Annotated in this window: 11 protein-coding genes, 4 tRNA genes and 2 rRNA genes; 15 read left to right on the top strand and 2 right to left on the bottom strand. The window is 47.3% G+C overall.

The genetic code is table 11. The features are described from left to right. Window positions 1-15 precede the first annotated feature (15 nt). The 6 genes from QWZ05_RS12765 (at window position 16) to glmU (ending at window position 6363) form a co-directional block, all read left to right on the top strand. Window positions 16-546, top strand: a complete 531-nt coding sequence (locus QWZ05_RS12765; RefSeq protein ID WP_264874656.1) for a F0F1 ATP synthase subunit delta — start codon at window positions 16-18, stop codon at window positions 544-546. 16 nt (window positions 547-562) lie between these two features. Continuing rightward, the gene (atpA, locus tag QWZ05_RS12760) at window positions 563-2104 is read left to right on the top strand and encodes a F0F1 ATP synthase subunit alpha (RefSeq protein ID WP_264874657.1); all 1542 of its coding nucleotides are present in this window, start codon (window positions 563-565) and stop codon (window positions 2102-2104) included. Window positions 2105-2138: 34 nt separating this feature from the next. Then, window positions 2139-3008 carry a F0F1 ATP synthase subunit gamma gene (atpG, locus tag QWZ05_RS12755; protein WP_164649532.1) on the top strand — a complete coding sequence of 290 codons (870 nt, stop codon included), beginning with the start codon at window positions 2139-2141 and terminating at the stop codon, window positions 3006-3008. Between the two features lie 34 nt (window positions 3009-3042). Continuing rightward, on the top strand, window positions 3043-4446 hold the full coding sequence (gene atpD / locus QWZ05_RS12750; protein ID WP_264874658.1) for a F0F1 ATP synthase subunit beta: 1404 nt from the start codon (window positions 3043-3045) through the stop codon (window positions 4444-4446). A 24-nt stretch (window positions 4447-4470) separates the two neighbouring features. Beyond that, complete coding sequence (locus tag QWZ05_RS12745; protein WP_164646971.1) at window positions 4471-4887, top strand: F0F1 ATP synthase subunit epsilon; 417 nt, start codon at window positions 4471-4473, stop codon at window positions 4885-4887. Window positions 4888-5001: 114 nt separating this feature from the next. Then, entirely contained in the window at window positions 5002-6363 is a 1362-nt protein-coding gene (gene glmU, locus QWZ05_RS12740; RefSeq protein WP_290298712.1) for a bifunctional UDP-N-acetylglucosamine diphosphorylase/glucosamine-1-phosphate N-acetyltransferase GlmU, read from the top strand. Window positions 6364-6432: 69 nt separating this feature from the next. Here the strand turns inward: glmU and fadA are convergent, their stop codons facing one another. Both fadA and fadB read right to left on the bottom strand, forming a co-directional pair. Beyond that, window positions 6433-7608: an acetyl-CoA C-acyltransferase FadA gene (fadA, locus tag QWZ05_RS12735; protein WP_264874660.1), complete on the bottom strand. Its 1176-nt coding sequence runs from the start codon at window positions 7606-7608 to the stop codon at window positions 6433-6435. 15 nt (window positions 7609-7623) lie between these two features. Beyond that, window positions 7624-9795 carry a fatty acid oxidation complex subunit alpha FadB gene (gene fadB / locus QWZ05_RS12730; RefSeq protein WP_290298711.1) on the bottom strand — a complete coding sequence of 724 codons (2172 nt, stop codon included), beginning with the start codon at window positions 9793-9795 and terminating at the stop codon, window positions 7624-7626. A 207-nt stretch (window positions 9796-10002) separates the two neighbouring features. Here fadB and QWZ05_RS12725 point away from each other — a divergent pair, with 207 nt between their 5' ends. The 9 genes from QWZ05_RS12725 (at window position 10003) to QWZ05_RS12685 (ending at window position 18427) form a co-directional block, all read left to right on the top strand. Then, on the top strand, window positions 10003-10626 hold the full coding sequence (locus tag QWZ05_RS12725; RefSeq protein WP_290298710.1) for a YigZ family protein: 624 nt from the start codon (window positions 10003-10005) through the stop codon (window positions 10624-10626). 38 nt (window positions 10627-10664) lie between these two features. Further along, window positions 10665-12122 carry a TrkH family potassium uptake protein gene (locus QWZ05_RS12720; RefSeq protein WP_264874663.1) on the top strand — a complete coding sequence of 486 codons (1458 nt, stop codon included), beginning with the start codon at window positions 10665-10667 and terminating at the stop codon, window positions 12120-12122. Between the two features lie 15 nt (window positions 12123-12137). After that, a complete protein-coding gene (hemG, locus tag QWZ05_RS12715) occupies window positions 12138-12665 on the top strand; it encodes a menaquinone-dependent protoporphyrinogen IX dehydrogenase (protein WP_264874664.1) in 528 nt (175 codons plus the stop codon). A 514-nt stretch (window positions 12666-13179) separates the two neighbouring features. Beyond that, window positions 13180-14732: ribosomal RNA gene (locus QWZ05_RS12710) — 16S ribosomal RNA — on the top strand. 92 nt (window positions 14733-14824) lie between these two features. Further along, window positions 14825-14900: transfer RNA gene (locus QWZ05_RS12705), tRNA-Glu, on the top strand. A 2-nt stretch (window positions 14901-14902) separates the two neighbouring features. Further along, a tRNA-Lys gene (locus QWZ05_RS12700) sits at window positions 14903-14978 on the top strand. A 37-nt stretch (window positions 14979-15015) separates the two neighbouring features. Further along, window positions 15016-15091 (top strand) — tRNA-Ala (locus QWZ05_RS12695). 35 nt (window positions 15092-15126) lie between these two features. Continuing rightward, a tRNA-Val gene (locus QWZ05_RS12690) sits at window positions 15127-15202 on the top strand. Window positions 15203-15539: 337 nt separating this feature from the next. Continuing rightward, window positions 15540-18427, top strand: a 23S ribosomal RNA gene (locus tag QWZ05_RS12685). The 16S and 23S rRNA genes sit together here with 4 tRNA genes alongside, the layout of an rRNA operon. Window positions 18428-18483: the final 56 nt, after the last annotated feature.

Below are 18483 nucleotides of genomic sequence, written 5' to 3'. Positions count from 1 at the left end.
CGGGAGGGCATCAGCATGTCGGATTTGACAACTATTGCTCGACCATACGCTAAGGCAGCATACGGCTATGCAAGCGACAATGGGGCCGTTGAAAAATGGTCTGAAATGTTGGCGTTTGCAAAAGAGATGTCTCTAGTTAAAGAACTAAAGACAGCAGCGTTAAGCCTGCAGCCAGAGCAATTGGTGCAATTGTATGTTGATGTTGCCGGTGAACAGTTTGATGAGCACTTTCAAAACTTCTTGAAAGTGATTATCGAAAATCACCGTACCTCAGCGCTCAGTGATATTTATCAGCAATACACGCGCTTAACTGTTGAAGCCTCTAATTCAAAAGAAGTATCTGTGATTACTGCTTTTGCAATGACTGAAGCTCAAATGACTGAACTTACTTCAAGCCTTGAAAAGCGTCTTGATTGTAAAGTACAGCTTGTTTGCACAGTAGATGAGGAGCTTATCGGTGGTGCTGTCATCCGTATCGGTGACACAGTATTGGATAACTCACTAGTTAGCCGTTTAACACGTCTAAAAGACACGATTCAGTCTTAATAGGGGAATTGGAGCAATGCAACTTAATTCCACGGAAATTAGCGAACTAATCAGACAACGAATTGAAAAGTTCGAAGTAGTTTCTGAAGCTCGCAACGAAGGTACTATCGTTTCTGTAAGCGACGGTATCATTCGCATTCACGGCCTTGAGGACGTGATGCAAGGTGAAATGATTGAGCTTCCGGGCAATCGTTTCGCACTAGCACTTAACCTAGAGCGTGACTCTGTAGGTGCTGTTGTTATGGGTCCTTATGCCGACCTTAAAGAAGGCATGAAAGTAACGGGTACTGGTCGTATCCTTGAAGTACCAGTTGGTCCTGAACTGCTTGGTCGTGTTGTAAACACGCTAGGTCAGCCTATCGATGGCAAAGGTCCAATCAACGCTTCACTGACTTCTCCTGTAGAAGTGATTGCACCGGGTGTAATCGACCGTAAATCGGTAGACCAGCCAGTTCAAACAGGCTACAAGTCTGTTGACTCAATGATCCCAATCGGCCGTGGTCAGCGTGAGCTAATCATCGGTGACCGTCAGACTGGTAAAACAGCGATGGCGATCGATGCGATCATCAACCAGAAAGATTCTGGTATCTTCTCTATCTACGTAGCAATTGGCCAAAAAGCGTCAACTATTGCCAACGTAGTACGCAAGCTAGAAGAGCACGGCGCACTGCAAAACACTATCGTAGTGGTTGCATCTGCATCTGAATCTGCTGCACTACAATACCTAGCGCCATACGCGGGTTGTGCAATGGGTGAGTACTTCCGTGACCGCGGTGAAGATGCACTGATTGTTTATGATGATCTATCTAAGCAAGCGGTTGCTTACCGTCAGATCTCTCTACTACTAAAACGCCCACCAGGCCGTGAAGCATTCCCAGGTGACGTATTCTACCTCCACTCTCGTCTACTAGAGCGTGCTGCTCGTGTAAACGAACATTACGTAGAGCGTTTCACTAACGGTGAAGTAAAAGGTAAGACTGGTTCTCTAACAGCTCTGCCAATTATCGAAACGCAAGCTGGTGACGTATCTGCATTCGTACCGACCAACGTAATCTCGATTACCGATGGTCAGATCTTCCTACAGACTGAACTGTTCAACGCAGGTGTTCGCCCAGCGGTTGACCCAGGTATCTCAGTATCTCGTGTAGGTGGTTCAGCGCAGACTAAAATCATCAAGAAGCTATCTGGCGGTATCCGTACAGCTCTAGCACAGTACCGTGAACTTGCTGCATTCGCCCAGTTCTCGTCTGACCTTGATGAAGCAACGAAGAAGCAGCTAAACCATGGTCAGAAAGTAACAGAGCTTATGAAGCAGAAACAGTACGCGCCAATGTCTGTTTTTGATCAAGCACTGGTTGTCTTCGCTGTAGAACGTGGTTACCTAGAAGATGTCGAGCTAGACAAGCTAGGCGACTTCGAGGCAGCTCTGCTTTCATATGCTCGTGCTCAGTATGCTGACTTTGCCGCTGAAATCGATAAGTCGGGCGCTTACAATGATGAAATCGAAGCGAAGCTTAAAGAGCTAGTGGACGATTTCAAAGCGACTCAAACTTGGTAAATGCCACTAGGTTTGACACTGACGGAGATTAATGATGGCCAACTCGAAAGAGATTCGTAATCAGATTGGGAGCGTAAAAAGCACCCAAAAAATCACGAAAGCAATGGAAATGGTTGCCACCTCCAAGATGCGTCGCACTAAAGACGCAATGGAAGGCCCACGCCCATATGCAGAGAGCATACGTAAAGTCATTGGTCATGTGGCAAATGGTACACTGGAATATAAGCATCCTTTCTTACTAGAAAGAGAAGCACAACGTGTGGGATACATTATTATCTCAACCGATCGTGGTCTATGTGGTGGCTTGAACATTAACATGTTCAAGCAAGCAACTATGTCGATGAACGAGTGGGCTGAAAAAGGTGTTGAAGTTGAGCTGGCAGTTGTCGGTGCAAAAGCAACATCTTTCTTTAACAGCCTAGGTGCAAACGTTGTGGCTCAGACTTCAGGTTTGGGTGATAACCCAACACTTGACGACTTAATTGGTGTTATCCAAGTAATGTTGAAAAAGTGTACAGAAGGGGTTTTGGACCGTTTGTACTTGGTGTCGAACGAGTTTGTTAACTCGATGACCCAAACACCGAAAATTGACCAATTGATACCTTTGCCTAAACAGCTAAGTGAAGATGATGATCAATTCAAACACGCGTGGAGCTATATGTTTGAATCGGATCAGAAAGTCCTGCTTAACACGCTAATGAACCGATTCATTGAATCGCAGGTTTATCAGGGTGTGGTAGAGAACTTAGCTTGTGAAACAGCAGCTCGAATGATTTCGATGAAAGCGGCATCTGACAACGCAGGAAACCTGATTGAAGAGCTAGAGCTTGTTTATAACAAAGCTCGTCAAGCAGCAATCACTCAAGAGCTTTCTGAGATTGTTTCAGGCGCGGCAGCGGTTTAATTTAGGTAAAAGAAACTAATTTAGAGGATTAACGATGGCTACAGGTAAGATCGTACAGATCATCGGTGCGGTAGTCGACGTAGAGTTCCCACAGAGCGAAGTACCAGCGGTATATGACGCTCTAAACGTTACAGAATCGAAAGAGCGTCTTGTTCTTGAGGTTCAACAACAGCTAGGCGGTGGCGTAGTTCGTTGTATCGTTATGGGTAGCTCTGATGGTTTACGTCGTGGCGTTGATGTAGTAAACACAGGCGCGCCAATTTCAGTACCAGTAGGTACTAAGACACTTGGACGTATCATGAACGTTCTAGGTGATGCAATCGACGAGCGCGGTGAAGTAGGTGCTGAAGAGCTTTACTCAATTCACCGTGAAGCACCAAGCTATGAAGAGCAGTCAAACGCGACTGAACTACTAGAAACTGGTGTTAAGGTAATCGACCTAATTTGCCCATTCGCTAAGGGTGGTAAAATCGGTCTATTCGGTGGTGCAGGTGTAGGTAAGACCGTTAACATGATGGAACTTATCAACAACATCGCACTTCAGCACTCTGGTCTATCAGTATTTGCTGGTGTAGGTGAGCGTACTCGTGAGGGTAACGACTTCTACTACGAGATGCAGGAAGCTGGCGTTGTAAACATCGAGAAGCCTGAAGAATCTAAGGTTGCGATGGTTTACGGTCAGATGAACGAGCCACCGGGTAACCGTCTACGTGTTGCACTGACTGGTCTAACAATGGCAGAGCGCTTCCGTGATGAAGGCCGTGATGTACTATTGTTTATCGATAACATCTACCGTTACACGCTAGCGGGTACAGAGGTATCGGCACTTCTAGGTCGTATGCCTTCTGCGGTAGGTTACCAGCCAACTCTAGCAGAAGAGATGGGTGTTCTTCAGGAGCGTATCACGTCAACGAAGAGCGGCTCTATCACATCTGTACAGGCGGTATACGTACCTGCGGATGACTTGACTGACCCGTCTCCAGCAACAACGTTCGCGCACTTGGATGCAACGGTTGTACTTAACCGTAACATTGCAGCTATGGGTCTATACCCAGCGATCGACCCACTAGACTCAACGTCTCGTCAGCTTGATCCACTGGTTGTTGGTCAAGAGCACTACGACGTAGCACGTAACGTTCAGCAAACGTTGCAACGCTACAAAGAGTTGAAAGACATCATTGCGATTCTAGGTATGGATGAGCTTTCTGAAGAAGATAAGCAAGTTGTATCTCGTGCACGTAAGATTGAGCGTTTCCTAACTCAGCCTTACCACGTAGCAGAAGTCTTCACGGGCGACCCTGGTGTTTACGTATCACTAAAAGAAACGCTACGTGGCTTTAAAGGTCTACTAGCGGGTGAATACGACGACATCCCTGAGCAGGCGTTCATGTACTGCGGTACTATCGACGATGCGCTAGAGAACGCGAAGAAGCTGTAACCTGAAACTGAATAAGGAGGCTTTATGAGTACCTTCCATTTGGACGTAGTGAGCGCTGAGAAGAGAATTTTCTCTGGTTCAGCTGCGAGCATCCAGGTTTCGGGTGAACAGGGCGACTTGGGTGTGTTGGCGAACCATACGCCACTACTGACTCGAATTCGTCCTGGTATGGTGCGTATCGTAACTAAGGACAAAAAAGAAGAGATTGTTTACCTGTCTGGTGGCATTCTTGAAGTCCAAGCTTACGATGTGACCATCTTGGCTGATACTGCAATTCGTGGTGAAGACCTTGACCAGGCAAAAGCTGAAGAAGCGAAGCGTCGTGCTGAGCAGCTCTTCAACGAAAACCATGGTGATGTAGACTTCGCACGTGCATCGGCAGAGCTTGCGAAAGCAATCGCTCAGCTGAAAGTAATCGAGCTGGTGAAAAAGCGTCGCTAATTCATCAACGATTGCATTCAAATCGAACAAAGGCAGCCTGTTGGCTGCCTTTTTGTTTGTTTTTTAGCTAAAATAGCAAGTCTTTAAAAAATATTAGAACTAGAGAGTTTTTCAATGAAGTTTAGCGCGGTGATTCTAGCGGCGGGCAAAGGGACCCGTATGTACTCCAACAAGCCAAAGGTTCTGCATACGCTTGCAGGCAAGCCGATGGTGAAGCACGTTATCGATACGTGTAATGGTTTAGGAGCGCAGAATATCCACCTAGTGTATGGTCACGGTGGTGAGCAAATGAAAGCGACCCTTAAGCAAGAAACCGTTAACTGGGTCTTGCAGGCGGATCAGCTTGGTACCGGTCACGCGGTAGATCAAGCATCACCAAGCTTTGCTGATGACGAAAAGGTTCTTGTTCTGTACGGTGACGTACCGTTGATCTCTGAAGAGACGATAGAAGCACTGCTTGATGCGCAGCCAACAGGTGGTATCGCACTACTGACTGTCGTGTTAGACAACCCAATGGGCTATGGCCGTATTGTGCGCAAGAACGGCCCTGTGGTGGCAATCGTTGAGCAAAAAGACGCAACGGAAGAGCAGAAACTGATTAAAGAGATCAACACTGGGGTACTGGTTGCTACTGGTGGTGATCTCAAGCGCTGGTTGTCAGGTTTGAACAACAACAACGCTCAGGGTGAATACTACTTAACTGACGTCATTGCGGCGGCGCATGACGAAGGCCGTGCCGTTGAAGCGGTGCACCCACAAAGTGCGATTGAAGTAGAAGGTGTTAATGACCGTGCACAGCTAGCGCGTCTTGAGCGCGCCTTCCAGCAGGGTCAGGCTAAGAAACTGCTAGAGCAAGGTGTAATGCTTCGTGATCCTGCACGTTTCGATCTTCGTGGTGAGCTGCAGTGCGGTATGGACTGTGAAATTGACGCTAACGTGATCATCGAAGGCTCAGTGTCTTTAGGTGATAACGTGAAAGTTGGCGCTGGCTCGGTACTGATTGATTGTGAGATTGACGACAATACCGTGATTCGCCCATACAGTGTGATTGAGGGTGCGACGGTTGGTGAAGAGTGTACGATTGGGCCATTTACCCGTCTGCGTCCAGGCGCTGAAATGCGCAATGACTCGCACGTTGGTAACTTCGTTGAAGTGAAAAATGCCACATTAGGTCAAGGCTCGAAAGCCAATCACTTAACGTATCTTGGTGATGCGAAGATTGGTCAACGTACCAACATTGGTGCGGGCACAATTACCTGTAACTACGATGGCGCGAATAAGCACCAAACTATCATTGGTAATGATGTTTTTGTGGGCTCAGACTCGCAACTTGTTGCGCCAGTGACGATTGAAGATGGTGTGACCATTGGTGCTGGCACTACGGTGACGAAATCGGTTGAGAAAGACCAGCTGGTGATTACCCGTGCTAAAGAGCGTCGCATTAATGGATGGCAGCGTCCGGTTAAAAGTAAGTAATTACTAACCTGATATAACTCTGAAAGAGCAACACTGAGAGAGTGTTGCTCTTTTTTATGGGTTGTTAGTCTATGGACGTTCAAATACGGTAGCGATACCTTGTCCCAAACCAATACACATGGTGGCAAGGCCGTATTTTGCTTCTTTGGCTTCCATCAAGTTGATTAATGTCGTGGAGATGCGAGAGCCAGAGCAGCCAAGTGGGTGGCCTAGTGCAATTGCGCCACCATTGAGATTCACTTTCTCATCCATCACATCCAGTAAGCCCAGATCTTTAGCACAAGGTAAAGACTGAGCAGCAAAGGCTTCATTCAGCTCAATCACATCCATATCATCGATAGTGAGTCCTGCTCGCTTAAGTGCTTTCTGCGTAGCGGGAACAGGGCCGTAACCCATGATTGACGGATCGCAGCCTGCGATAGCCATGCCTTTGATGCGGGCTCGAATCTCAAGACCAAGTTGCTGTGCTTTATCTTCACTCATGATCAGCATTGCTGATGCGCCATCAGATAGTGCTGAAGAGGTGCCCGCTGTTACTGTGCCATTTGCAGGGTCAAATACGGGGCGCAGTTGTGAAAGGCCTTCTACAGAGGTTTCCGGTCTAATGACCTCATCATGATCTAGGGTGAATAAGGTTCCGTCTTCGGCATGTGCTTCCGTCGGAAGAATTTCTGCCTTAAATCGACCTTCTATGGTGGCAGCATGTGCTCTAGCGTGTGAGCGCGCTGCAAATTCATCTTGTTGCTCACGGCTGATACCATGCAGTTTACCTAGCATTTCAGCGGTTAACCCCATCATGCCAGCTGCTTTAGCGACGTGTTTCGACATGCCCGGGTGAAAATCAACACCATGATTCATTGGTACATGGCCCATGTGCTCGACACCGCCAATAAGGCAGATTTCAGCATCCCCAGTCATAATGGCGCGAGTACCATCGTGCAGGGCCTGCATGGAAGAACCGCATAAACGGTTAACAGTTACCGCTCCAATTTCAATCGGTAAGCCTGCCAGTAACGCTGCATTTCGCGCAACATTAAAACCTTGCTCTAGAGTTTGCTGTACACAACCCCAATAAATATCTTCTATTTCAGTAGGGTTAACTTGTGGGTTGCGCGCTAATATCCCTTTCATTAAATGAGCAGAGAGATCTTCAGCGCGAGTATGTCTGAAAGCGCCACCTTTAGAGCGGCCCATTGGTGTGCGTAGACAATCTACGACGACAACATTTCTTGTTTGCATAGTCATTGTGTTCATCCCTCCTTAGATTGAGCCTTGCTGTTGTTGGCCATAGAACGTCGTGCCTTTTGCTGCCATATCTTGCAACAACTGTGGTACCTGATACATAGCACCAAGTTCAGCATACTCTTTTGCCATAGCAACATACTCAGCAATACCAATACTATCGAGATAGCGGAATACCCCGCCACGGAAAGGAGGGAAGCCCAGACCATAAATGAGCGCCATATCTGCCTCTTGAGGGGTTGCAATAATGCCCTCTTCAAGACACAACACTACTTCATTGATCATAGGAATCATGACACGTTGAATGATGGTTTGGTCATCAAACGTTTGTGGTTCAGCACACACATCACTGAGCGTAGATAGAATCTCCTGGTTGAATGTCTTCTTAGGTTTACCTTTTCTATCAAGGGTGTAGCTATAGAAGCCGTGACCATTTTTTTGACCGTATTTATCTGCGTCAAATAATGCATCAATCGCATCACGACCTTCTTTCGCCATTCTTTCAGGGAATCCTTGGGCCATTACCGCTTGGGCGTGGTGTGCGGTATCGATACCGACGACATCAAGCAGATATGCCGGCCCCATTGGCCAGCCGAACTTGCGTTCCATGACTTTGTCTATTTGCGTAAAGTCAGCCCCATCACGGAGTAACATGCTAAATCCACCAAAGTATGGGAATAAAACGCGATTAACGAAGAAGCCAGGGCAGTCGTTGACAACAATCGGGGATTTACCCATTTTTGCAGCGTAGGCAACAACGCGGTTTATAGTTTCATCTGAGGTGTGTTCACCTCGGATGATTTCAACCAAAGGCATGCGGTGTACAGGGTTGAAAAAGTGCATACCACAGAAGTTTTCTGGCCGTTTAAGGGACTTGGCGAGCAGATTGATAGGAATCGTCGAGGTATTTGAGGTAATGACCGTTTCATCACTAACCTGCTGCTCTACTTCGGCAAGTACCGCAGCCTTAACCTTAGGGTTCTCGACAACAGCTTCAACAATAACATCAGAAGCTTCAATGCCTGCATAGTGTAGGCTCGGTGTAATTGAAGAGAGTATCCCAGCCATTTTAAAGCCATCGATACGACCACGAGAGAGACGTTTGTTCAGAAGCTTAGATGCTTCGGTCATGCCTAGGTCAAGCGATGCCTGAGCAATGTCTTTCATTATCACAGGTACGCCTTTTAGTGCAGATTGATAGGCGATACCTCCCCCCATTATCCCCGCCCCTAACACCGCTGCGCGTGAGGTGTCTTTATTTGCAGATTTTGCTGCTTTTTTAGCTAGGCCTTTAATGTATTGGTCGTTTAGGAATAAGCCAACTAAGGATTTGGCTTCCTCTGATTTGGCGAGTTTGACGAAGTGCTTACGTTCGATATCGAGTGCTTCTGCTCGATTAAAGCCAGCGCCTTCCTCAATGGCAATCACAGCAGTCATTGGGGCAGGATAATGTGGACCCGCTTTTTGCGCGACTAATCCTTTCGCCATGGTAAAGCTCATCATTGATTCAAGCTTACTCAGAGTGAGTGCTGATGTTTTTTGTTGGCGGCGAGCTTGCCAGCTTAGCTTTTCATTAATTGCATCGTTGAGCGTTTTGAGCCCGGATTCATAAAGCGTATCGACCTCGACAACAGCATCAATTAAGCCGACTTTTAATGCTTCGTCAGCGCGGCATGCTTTACCTTGTGTAATGATCTCCATTGCACTATCAGCGCCAATGACGCGAGGTAGGCGAACACAGCCCCCAAAGCCAGGCATGATGCCAAGTTTCGTTTCGGGTAGGCCAATGCTGGTGGTCTTATCACCAATGCGTATATCTGTTGCGAGCACGCACTCGCACCCGCCACCTAACGTATGCCCTTTCAACAGTGATATAGAGGGCATAGGTAAGTCTTCTAATTTAGTGAATATGTGGTTAGCAAACTGCAACCAATCATCGAGTTCTTTATCTGGCTTAGCAAAAAGGCCGAGGAACTCGGTGATATCTGCACCGACAATAAATGCATCCTTACTTGAGGTAAGTAGTAAGCCTTTTAACTGTGGTTGGGCAATAATGGCATCAAGGGCTTTATCAAGAGATTCCAGAGTGGCGAGATCAAGCTTGTTGACTGAGCTTGGTGAATTAAAGCAGAGCTCTGCAACTCCGCTTTGTACTTCCTTTACTTGAATAGTGTCTGATTGGTAAATCATTGTCTATCTCCATGACTTACAGTTGAGTTGTAGGGTTTTGTTGTATTTATAATCTGGTTAGACCAGTAATCATTAGTGTGCGCTGGGTTTTGTTGGATTTCAATACATTTTTTAAACAAGTGTTTAACATTGTGGTTTGTGTTGTCTATTCTGTCTAGCGGAGCGTTCGTGATAAACTGCCTAGAGAGTGAAAAAAAGCGAACCAGAATGAACTATCAGCCCTATTTAATCCCACTACAAGCCGCTACTTTTGAAGAAGAAATTAAAAAAAGTGTGTTTATTACCCATCTTGCTCACACACCTTCCATAGAGCATGCGAAAGCGTTTGTTGATGAAGTTAAGCAAACACATGCGTCAGCAAGGCATAACTGTTGGGGGTTTGTGGCGGGGAGACCTGAAAATTCGATGATGTGGGGTTTTAGCGATGACGGTGAGCCATCAGGTACAGCGGGCAAGCCAATCTTGGCACAACTATCAGGATCTGGTGTCGGGGAGATAACGGCTGTTGTGACGCGTTATTCAGGTGGAATCAAGCTAGGTACTGGCGGATTAGTAAAAGCGTATGGTGGTGGCGTTCAGCAAGCCCTTAAACTGCTTCAAACAATTGAGAAAAAAATAACCACAAACCTGATAGTAGAGTTAGACTACGGGTTCGTGCCAATTCTCCAGTCAATGCTTCCTCAATTTGGTGCTCAGGAAGTGGCAGCAAACTACGCTGTAAATGTTGAGTTAGTCATAGAGATTGAAGTGAGCCAAGTCTCTCTATTTACCGAAGCTGTCATTAACAAAAGTGGCGCGAAAGCGATCGTTCGCTCACAAAACAACGAATAACAAGGAAGAGTGAAGCCCTGCTTCGTTACTGATTACTCATGCAATTTCGATCCATTATCCGCATTGTCGGATTACTGTTAGCACTATTCAGTGTGACCATGCTTGCGCCTGCATTAGTTGCTCTTATCTACCGAGATGGAGCAGGCGTTCCTTTTGTGACAACTTTTTTTGTCCTGCTCTTTGCTGGTTTTCTTTTTTGGTTTCCCAACCGTCGACATAAGCATGAACTTAAAGCGCGTGATGGTTTCCTAATCGTTGTTCTTTTTTGGACAGTACTAGGCAGTGCGGGCTCCTTACCATTTTTGATCGCAGGCAACCCGGCCGTTTCGGTGACAGATGCATTTTTTGAGTCGTTTTCTGCATTGACTACCACGGGAGCGACAGTCATTGTGGGTTTAGATGACCTACCTAAAGCGATTCTGTTCTATCGTCAATTGTTGCAATGGTTCGGTGGTATGGGGATCATCGTACTTGCTGTAGCTATCTTGCCTGTCTTAGGTATCGGTGGAATGCAGCTTTATCGAGCTGAAATCCCTGGTCCAGTAAAAGACAGCAAGATGACGCCACGTATTGCAGAGACGGCGAAAGCACTTTGGTATATCTACTTGAGCCTGACAATAGCGTGTGCATTAGCATTTTGGCTAGCTGGCATGACACCATTCGATGCGATAAGCCACAGCTTTTCCACTATTGCGATTGGTGGCTTTTCTACTCATGATGCAAGCATGGGCTATTTTGATAGTTATGCTATTAATCTTATCACTGTCGTCTTTCTACTGATCTCTGCATGTAACTATTCTCTCCACTTCGCCGCATTTGCGTCTGGAGGCGTTCATCCAAAGTACTATTGGAAGGACCCAGAGTTTCGTGCTTTCCTCTTTATACAAGCAGTGCTGTTTTTTGTCTGTTTTTTGGTGCTGCTTAACCATCACTCGTACGATGCAACGTACGACGCTTTTGATCAAGCACTCTTCCAAACGGTATCCATTTCTACTACCGCAGGTTTCACCACGACGGGTTTCTCTGAGTGGCCACTGTTTTTACCCGTGTTACTACTTTTCTCTTCTTTTATAGGAGGGTGTGCTGGCTCAACGGGTGGCGGCATGAAGGTTATACGTATCTTGTTGCTTACGTTACAGGGAGCTCGTGAACTAAAACGTCTGGTTCATCCAAGAGCGGTTTACACGATTAAAGTGGGTGGTAGCGCTCTATCGCAGCGTGTGGTTGATGCGGTGTGGGGCTTCTTCTCTGCGTACGCTCTAGTTTTTGTTGTTTGTATGCTAGGGCTTATTGCAACGGGCATGGATGAGTTGAGTGCCTTTTCTGCTGTTGCAGCAACACTCAACAACCTAGGCCCGGGTTTAGGTGAAGTGGCTGTACACTTCGGGGAAGTGAATGATAAGGCTAAATGGGTGTTGATCGTCTCGATGCTATTTGGTCGATTAGAGGTGTTTACACTACTTATTCTTCTAACACCTGCATTTTGGAAAAGTTAGTAAAAGGAGAGGGCTTTGGAAAAGGCACTATTATTGTATTCTTCACGCGAAGGACAAACGAAAAAGATAATGCAGAGGATAGCATCCCACCTAACAGAGTGTGATGCTGAGCTTATAGACTTGCATCAACCTCTGACAGTGAAACTTGAAGACTACGATCGAATCCTTGTGGGGGCATCCATTCGCTATGGCCACCTCAATAAAAAGCTTTATCAATTCATTGAAGCGAATAAACAACTGCTCGAGAGTCAAAAAGCCGCCTTCTTCTGTGTAAACTTAACAGCAAGAAAAGAAGACCAAGGTAAAGATACGCCTGAAGGTAGCGCCTATATTAAGACGTTTCTAAAAAAGTCACCTTGGAACCCAAGCCTAATAGGTGTCTTTGCTGGTGCCCTTTATTATCCGAGATATAACTGGTTTGATAGAACCATGATCAAGTTTATTATGAGCATGACAGGCGGCGAAACCGATACAAGCAAAGAAGTAGAGTACACCAACTGGGAAAAAGTCACTTTATTTGCAGAAAACTTTAAAAATATGTAATTAAAATTGGTACTTTTAGAGGTTTTAGTCTGTTTTCTGGCCAGTTGCTAAAAAGATTCAAAAAAGTTTCAAAAAGGGCTTGCCAACTGATCGGCAATCTCTATAATGCGTCCTCACTGACACGGGAGACGCCGCAAGGAGTCAAGCGAAGTCAGTAAGTGCAAAAGCTTCAGGCAAATCGCTTGAAAAAGATTTTAAAAAAGTGGTTGACACTAAAACTTAAATCGCTAAAATGCACATCCGCTTTGAGAGAAAGACTTAAAGCAACGCTCTTTAAAAATATAAACCTATCAATCTGTGTGGGCACTCGTTGATGATAATCCAAAATGAAGCTTAGGCTTCAACTTAGATTTCAATGAACTGAGTGACCAATTGATACTTCGGTATCAGCACAGTCAATTCATTATCGTTCTGTTGGAACGATAATAGCTTTAAAATTACTTCTTACTTTCGAGTGAGAATGAGTTTTGAAGTCAGTATTCATTGAGTCAGTCCTTATGGACATCAAAATCTTAAATTGAAGAGTTTGATCATGGCTCAGATTGAACGCTGGCGGCAGGCCTAACACATGCAAGTCGAGCGGAAACGACTTAACTGAACCTTCGGGGAACGTTAAGGGCGTCGAGCGGCGGACGGGTGAGTAATGCCTGGGAATATGCCTTGATGTGGGGGATAACTATTGGAAACGATAGCTAATACCGCATAATGCCTTCGGGCCAAAGAGGGGGACCTTCGGGCCTCTCGCGTCAAGATTAGCCCAGGTGGGATTAGCTAGTTGGTGAGGTAAAGGCTCACCAAGGCGACGATCCCTAGCTGGTCTGAGAGGATGATCAGCCACACTGGAACTGAGACACGGTCCAGACTCCTACGGGAGGCAGCAGTGGGGAATATTGCACAATGGGCGCAAGCCTGATGCAGCCATGCCGCGTGTGTGAAGAAGGCCTTCGGGTTGTAAAGCACTTTCAGTCGTGAGGAAGGTAGTGTAGTTAATAGCTGCATTATTTGACGTTAGCGACAGAAGAAGCACCGGCTAACTCCGTGCCAGCAGCCGCGGTAATACGGAGGGTGCGAGCGTTAATCGGAATTACTGGGCGTAAAGCGCATGCAGGTGGGTGATTAAGTCAGATGTGAAAGCCCGGGGCTCAACCTCGGAACAGCATTTGAAACTGGTCACCTAGAGTACTGTAGAGGGGGGTAGAATTTCAGGTGTAGCGGTGAAATGCGTAGAGATCTGAAGGAATACCGGTGGCGAAGGCGGCCCCCTGGACAGATACTGACACTCAGATGCGAAAGCGTGGGGAGCAAACAGGATTAGATACCCTGGTAGTCCACGCCGTAAACGATGTCTACTTGGAGGTTGTGGCCTTGAGCCGTGGCTTTCGGAGCTAACGCGTTAAGTAGACCGCCTGGGGAGTACGGTCGCAAGATTAAAACTCAAATGAATTGACGGGGGCCCGCACAAGCGGTGGAGCATGTGGTTTAATTCGATGCAACGCGAAGAACCTTACCTACTCTTGACATCCAGAGAACTTAGCAGAGATGCTTTGGTGCCTTCGGGAACTCTGAGACAGGTGCTGCATGGCTGTCGTCAGCTCGTGTTGTGAAATGTTGGGTTAAGTCCCGCAACGAGCGCAACCCTTATCCTTGTTTGCCAGCGAGTAATGTCGGGAACTCCAGGGAGACTGCCGGTGATAAACCGGAGGAAGGTGGGGACGACGTCAAGTCATCATGGCCCTTACGAGTAGGGCTACACACGTGCTACAATGGCGCATACAGAGGGCAGCAAGCTAGCGATAGTGAGCGAATCCCAAAAAGTGCGTCGTAGTCCGGATTGGAGTCTGCAACTCGACTCCATGAAGTCGGAATCGCTAGTAATCGTGGATCAGAATGCCACGGTGAATACGTTCCCGGGCCTTGTACACACCGCCCGTCACACCATGGGAGTGGGCTGCAAAAGAAGTGGGTAGTTTAACCTTCGGGAGGACGCTCACCACTTTGTGGTTCATGACTGGGGTGAAGTCGTAACAAGGTAGCCCTAGGGGAACCTGGGGCTGGATCACCTCCTTATACGATGATTATTGCGATGAGTGTTCACACAGATTGATGGTTTATAAACGTAAAGAGATATGAACATCCCCCAAGATGTTCAAACACTTAGTGTCCCGTTCGTCTAGAGGCCTAGGACACCGCCCTTTCACGGCGGTAACAGGGGTTCGACTCCCCTACGGGATACCATTGGGTCGTTAGCTCAGTTGGTAGAGCAGTTGACTTTTAATCAATTGGTCGCAGGTTCGAATCCTGCACGACCCACCATTTCTCCTCTGAATTTCAGAGAGAAATATCTCAAGATGGGGCTATAGCTCAGCTGGGAGAGCGCCTGCCTTGCACGCAGGAGGTCAGCAGTTCGATCCTGCTTAGCTCCACCAATCTTGACTTCTTCCACAAGAAGTAAAACTCATGTGGGCGATTAGCTCAGTTGGGAGAGCACCTGCCTTACAAGCAGGGGGTCACTGGTTCGAGCCCGGTATCGCCCACCATCTTTAAGCACATTTCCTTGAAATAGAAAGCATTAAGTGTTCTTAAAAATGGTTACTTCATGAGAAGTGATTTGCTCTTTAAAAATTTGGAAAGCTGACGAATAACAACAATCCCCATCTCTTTGAGATGCGTTGTTATTCAAATTAAAAGTTCTCAAATCCTAAAACTACGGTTTTAGGTACCAACACACATTCAAGTGTTCTTGGAAGTATCGAAAGATACTTAATATTTGAGTCCGGCAAAATCGAGTCTGCATCATGTATAAAAATTGCAGACAACTTTGGTTGTTTGATTAAACAATCTCAAGATTTCTTCTGAAACTCTTTGGGGTTGTATGGTTAAGTGACTAAGCGTACACGGTGGATGCCTTGGCAGTCAGAGGCGATGAAAGGCGTATTAACTTGCGATAAGCTCAGATTAGGTAGTAAAAACCTGTGAGTCTGAGATTCCTGAATGGGGAAACCCAACACCATAAGGTGTTATCACTAACTGAATACATAGGTTAGTGAGGCGAACCGGGGGAACTGAAACATCTAAGTACCCCGAGGAAAAGAAATCAACCGAGATTCCGAAAGTAGCGGCGAGCGAAATTGGATTAGCCCTTAAGCTTTTAATGAGACAGACGAACACGCTGGAAAGCGTGGCAATAAAGGGTGATAGCCCCGTAGTCGACATCTCATCATCAGTGAAATCGAGTAGGGCGGGACACGTGATATCCTGTCTGAATATGGGGGGACCATCCTCCAAGGCTAAATACTACTGACTGACCGATAGTGAACCAGTACCGTGAGGGAAAGGCGAAAAGAACCCCTGTGAGGGGAGTGAAATAGAACCTGAAACCGTGTACGTACAAGCAGTAGGAGCACCTTCGTGGTGTGACTGCGTACCTTTTGTATAATGGGTCAGCGACTTATATTCAGTAGCAAGGTTAACCATCTAGGGGAGCCGTAGAGAAATCGAGTCTTAACTGGGCGTCGAGTTGCTGGATATAGACCCGAAACCAGGTGATCTAGCCATGGGCAGGTTGAAGGTTGAGTAACATCAACTGGAGGACCGAACCGACTAATGTTGAAAAATTAGCGGATGACTTGTGGCTAGGGGTGAAAGGCCAATCAAACCTGGAGATAGCTGGTTCTCCCCGAAATCTATTTAGGTAGAGCCTCGGACGAATACCACTGGGGGTAGAGCACTGTTAAGGCTAGGGGGTCATCCCGACTTACCAACCCTTTGCAAACTCCGAATACCAGTGAGTACTATCCGGGAGACACACGGCGGGTGCTAACGTCCGTCGTGGAGAGGGAAACAACCCAGACCGCCAGCTAAGGTCCCAAAGTATAGCTAAGTGGGAAACGATGTGGGAAGGCTTAGACAGCTAGGATGTTGGCTTAGAAGCAGCCATCATTTAAAGAAAGCGTAATAGCTCACTAGTCGAGTCGGCCTGCGCGGAAGATGTAACGGGGCTAAGCTATACACCGAAGCTGCGGCAATGACTTTTAGTCATTGGGTAGGGGAGCGTTCTGTAAGCCGCTGAAGGTGGACTGTAAGGTCTGCTGGAGGTATCAGAAGTGCGAATGCTGACATGAGTAACGATAAAGGGGGTGAAAAACCTCCTCGCCGGAAGACCAAGGGTTCCTGTCCAACGTTAATCGGGGCAGGGTAAGTCGACCCCTAAGGCGAGGCCGAAAGGCGTAGTCGATGGGAAACGGGTTAATATTCCCGTACTTCTTACAATTGCGATGGGGGGACGGAGAAGGCTAGGTGGGCCTGGCGATGGTTGTCCAGGTTCAAGTGCGTAGGCTTAAGAGTTAGGTAAATCCGGCTCTTTTTAAGGCTGAGACACGATGTCGAGCTACTACGGTAGTGAAGTCATTGATGCCATGCTTCCAGGAAAAGCCTCTAAGCTTCAGATTGTAAGGAATCGTACCCCAAACCGACACAGGTGGTCGGGTAGAGAATACCAAGGCGCTTGAGAGAACTCGGGTGAAGGAACTAGGCAAAATGGTACCGTAACTTCGGGAGAAGGTACGCTCCTCGCGGTGAAGTCCCTTGCGGATGGAGCTATGGGGAGTCGCAGATACCAGGTGGCTGCAACTGTTTATTAAAAACACAGCACTGTGCAAAATCGTAAGATGACGTATACGGTGTGACGCCTGCCCGGTGCCGGAAGGTTAATTGATGGGGTTAGACTTAGGTCGAAGCTCTTGATCGAAGCCCCGGTAAACGGCGGCCGTAACTATAACGGTCCTAAGGTAGCGAAATTCCTTGTCGGGTAAGTTCCGACCTGCACGAATGGCGTAATGATGGCCACGCTGTCTCCACCCGAGACTCAGTGAAATTGAAATCGCTGTGAAGATGCAGTGTACCCGCGGCTAGACGGAAAGACCCCGTGAACCTTTACTACAGCTTGGCACTGAACATTGAGCCTACATGTGTAGGATAGGTGGGAGGCTTTGAAACTAGTACGCCAGTATTAGTGGAGCCGACCTTGAAATACCACCCTTGTATGTTTGATGTTCTAACTTAGCCCCATTATCTGGGGTGAGGACAGTGCCTGGTGGGTAGTTTGACTGGGGCGGTCTCCTCCCAAAGAGTAACGGAGGAGCACGAAGGTGGGCTAAACACGGTTGGACATCGTGTGGTTAGTGCAATGGCATAAGCCCGCTTGACTGCGAGAATGACAATTCGAGCAGGTGCGAAAGCAGGTCATAGTGATCCGGTGGTTCTGTATGGAAGGGCCATCGCTCAACGGATAAAAGGTACTCCGGGGATAACAGGCTGATACCGCCCAAGAGTTCATATCGACGGCGGTGTTTGGCACCTCGATGTCGGCTCATCACATCCTGGGGCTGAAGTCGGTCCCAAGGGTATGGCTGTTCGCCATTTAAAGTGGTACGCGAGCTGGGTTTAGAACGTCGTGAGACAGTTCGGTCCCTATCTGCCGTGGGCGTTGGAAGATTGAAGGGGGCTGCTCCTAGTACGAGAGGACCGGAGTGGACGAACCTCTGGTGTTCGGGTTGTCATGCCAATGGCATTGCCCGGTAGCTAAGTTCGGAATCGATAACCGCTGAAAGCATCTAAGCGGGAAGCGAGCCCTGAGATGAGTCTTCCCTGGCACTTTAAGTGTCCTAAAGGGTTGTTCGAGACTAGAACGTTGATAGGCAGGGTGTGTAAGCGTTGTGAGGCGTTGAGCTAACCTGTACTAATTGCCCGTGAGGCTTAACCATACAACACCCAAGGGGTTTTGATGGACTCAAAGCTAAGAACTTTGAATGTGTATTGA

The organism is Vibrio agarivorans, assembly GCF_030409635.1.
Lineage (GTDB): Bacteria > Pseudomonadota > Gammaproteobacteria > Enterobacterales > Vibrionaceae > Vibrio > Vibrio agarivorans.
This window is presented reverse-complemented; position numbering and strand designations above follow the sequence as displayed.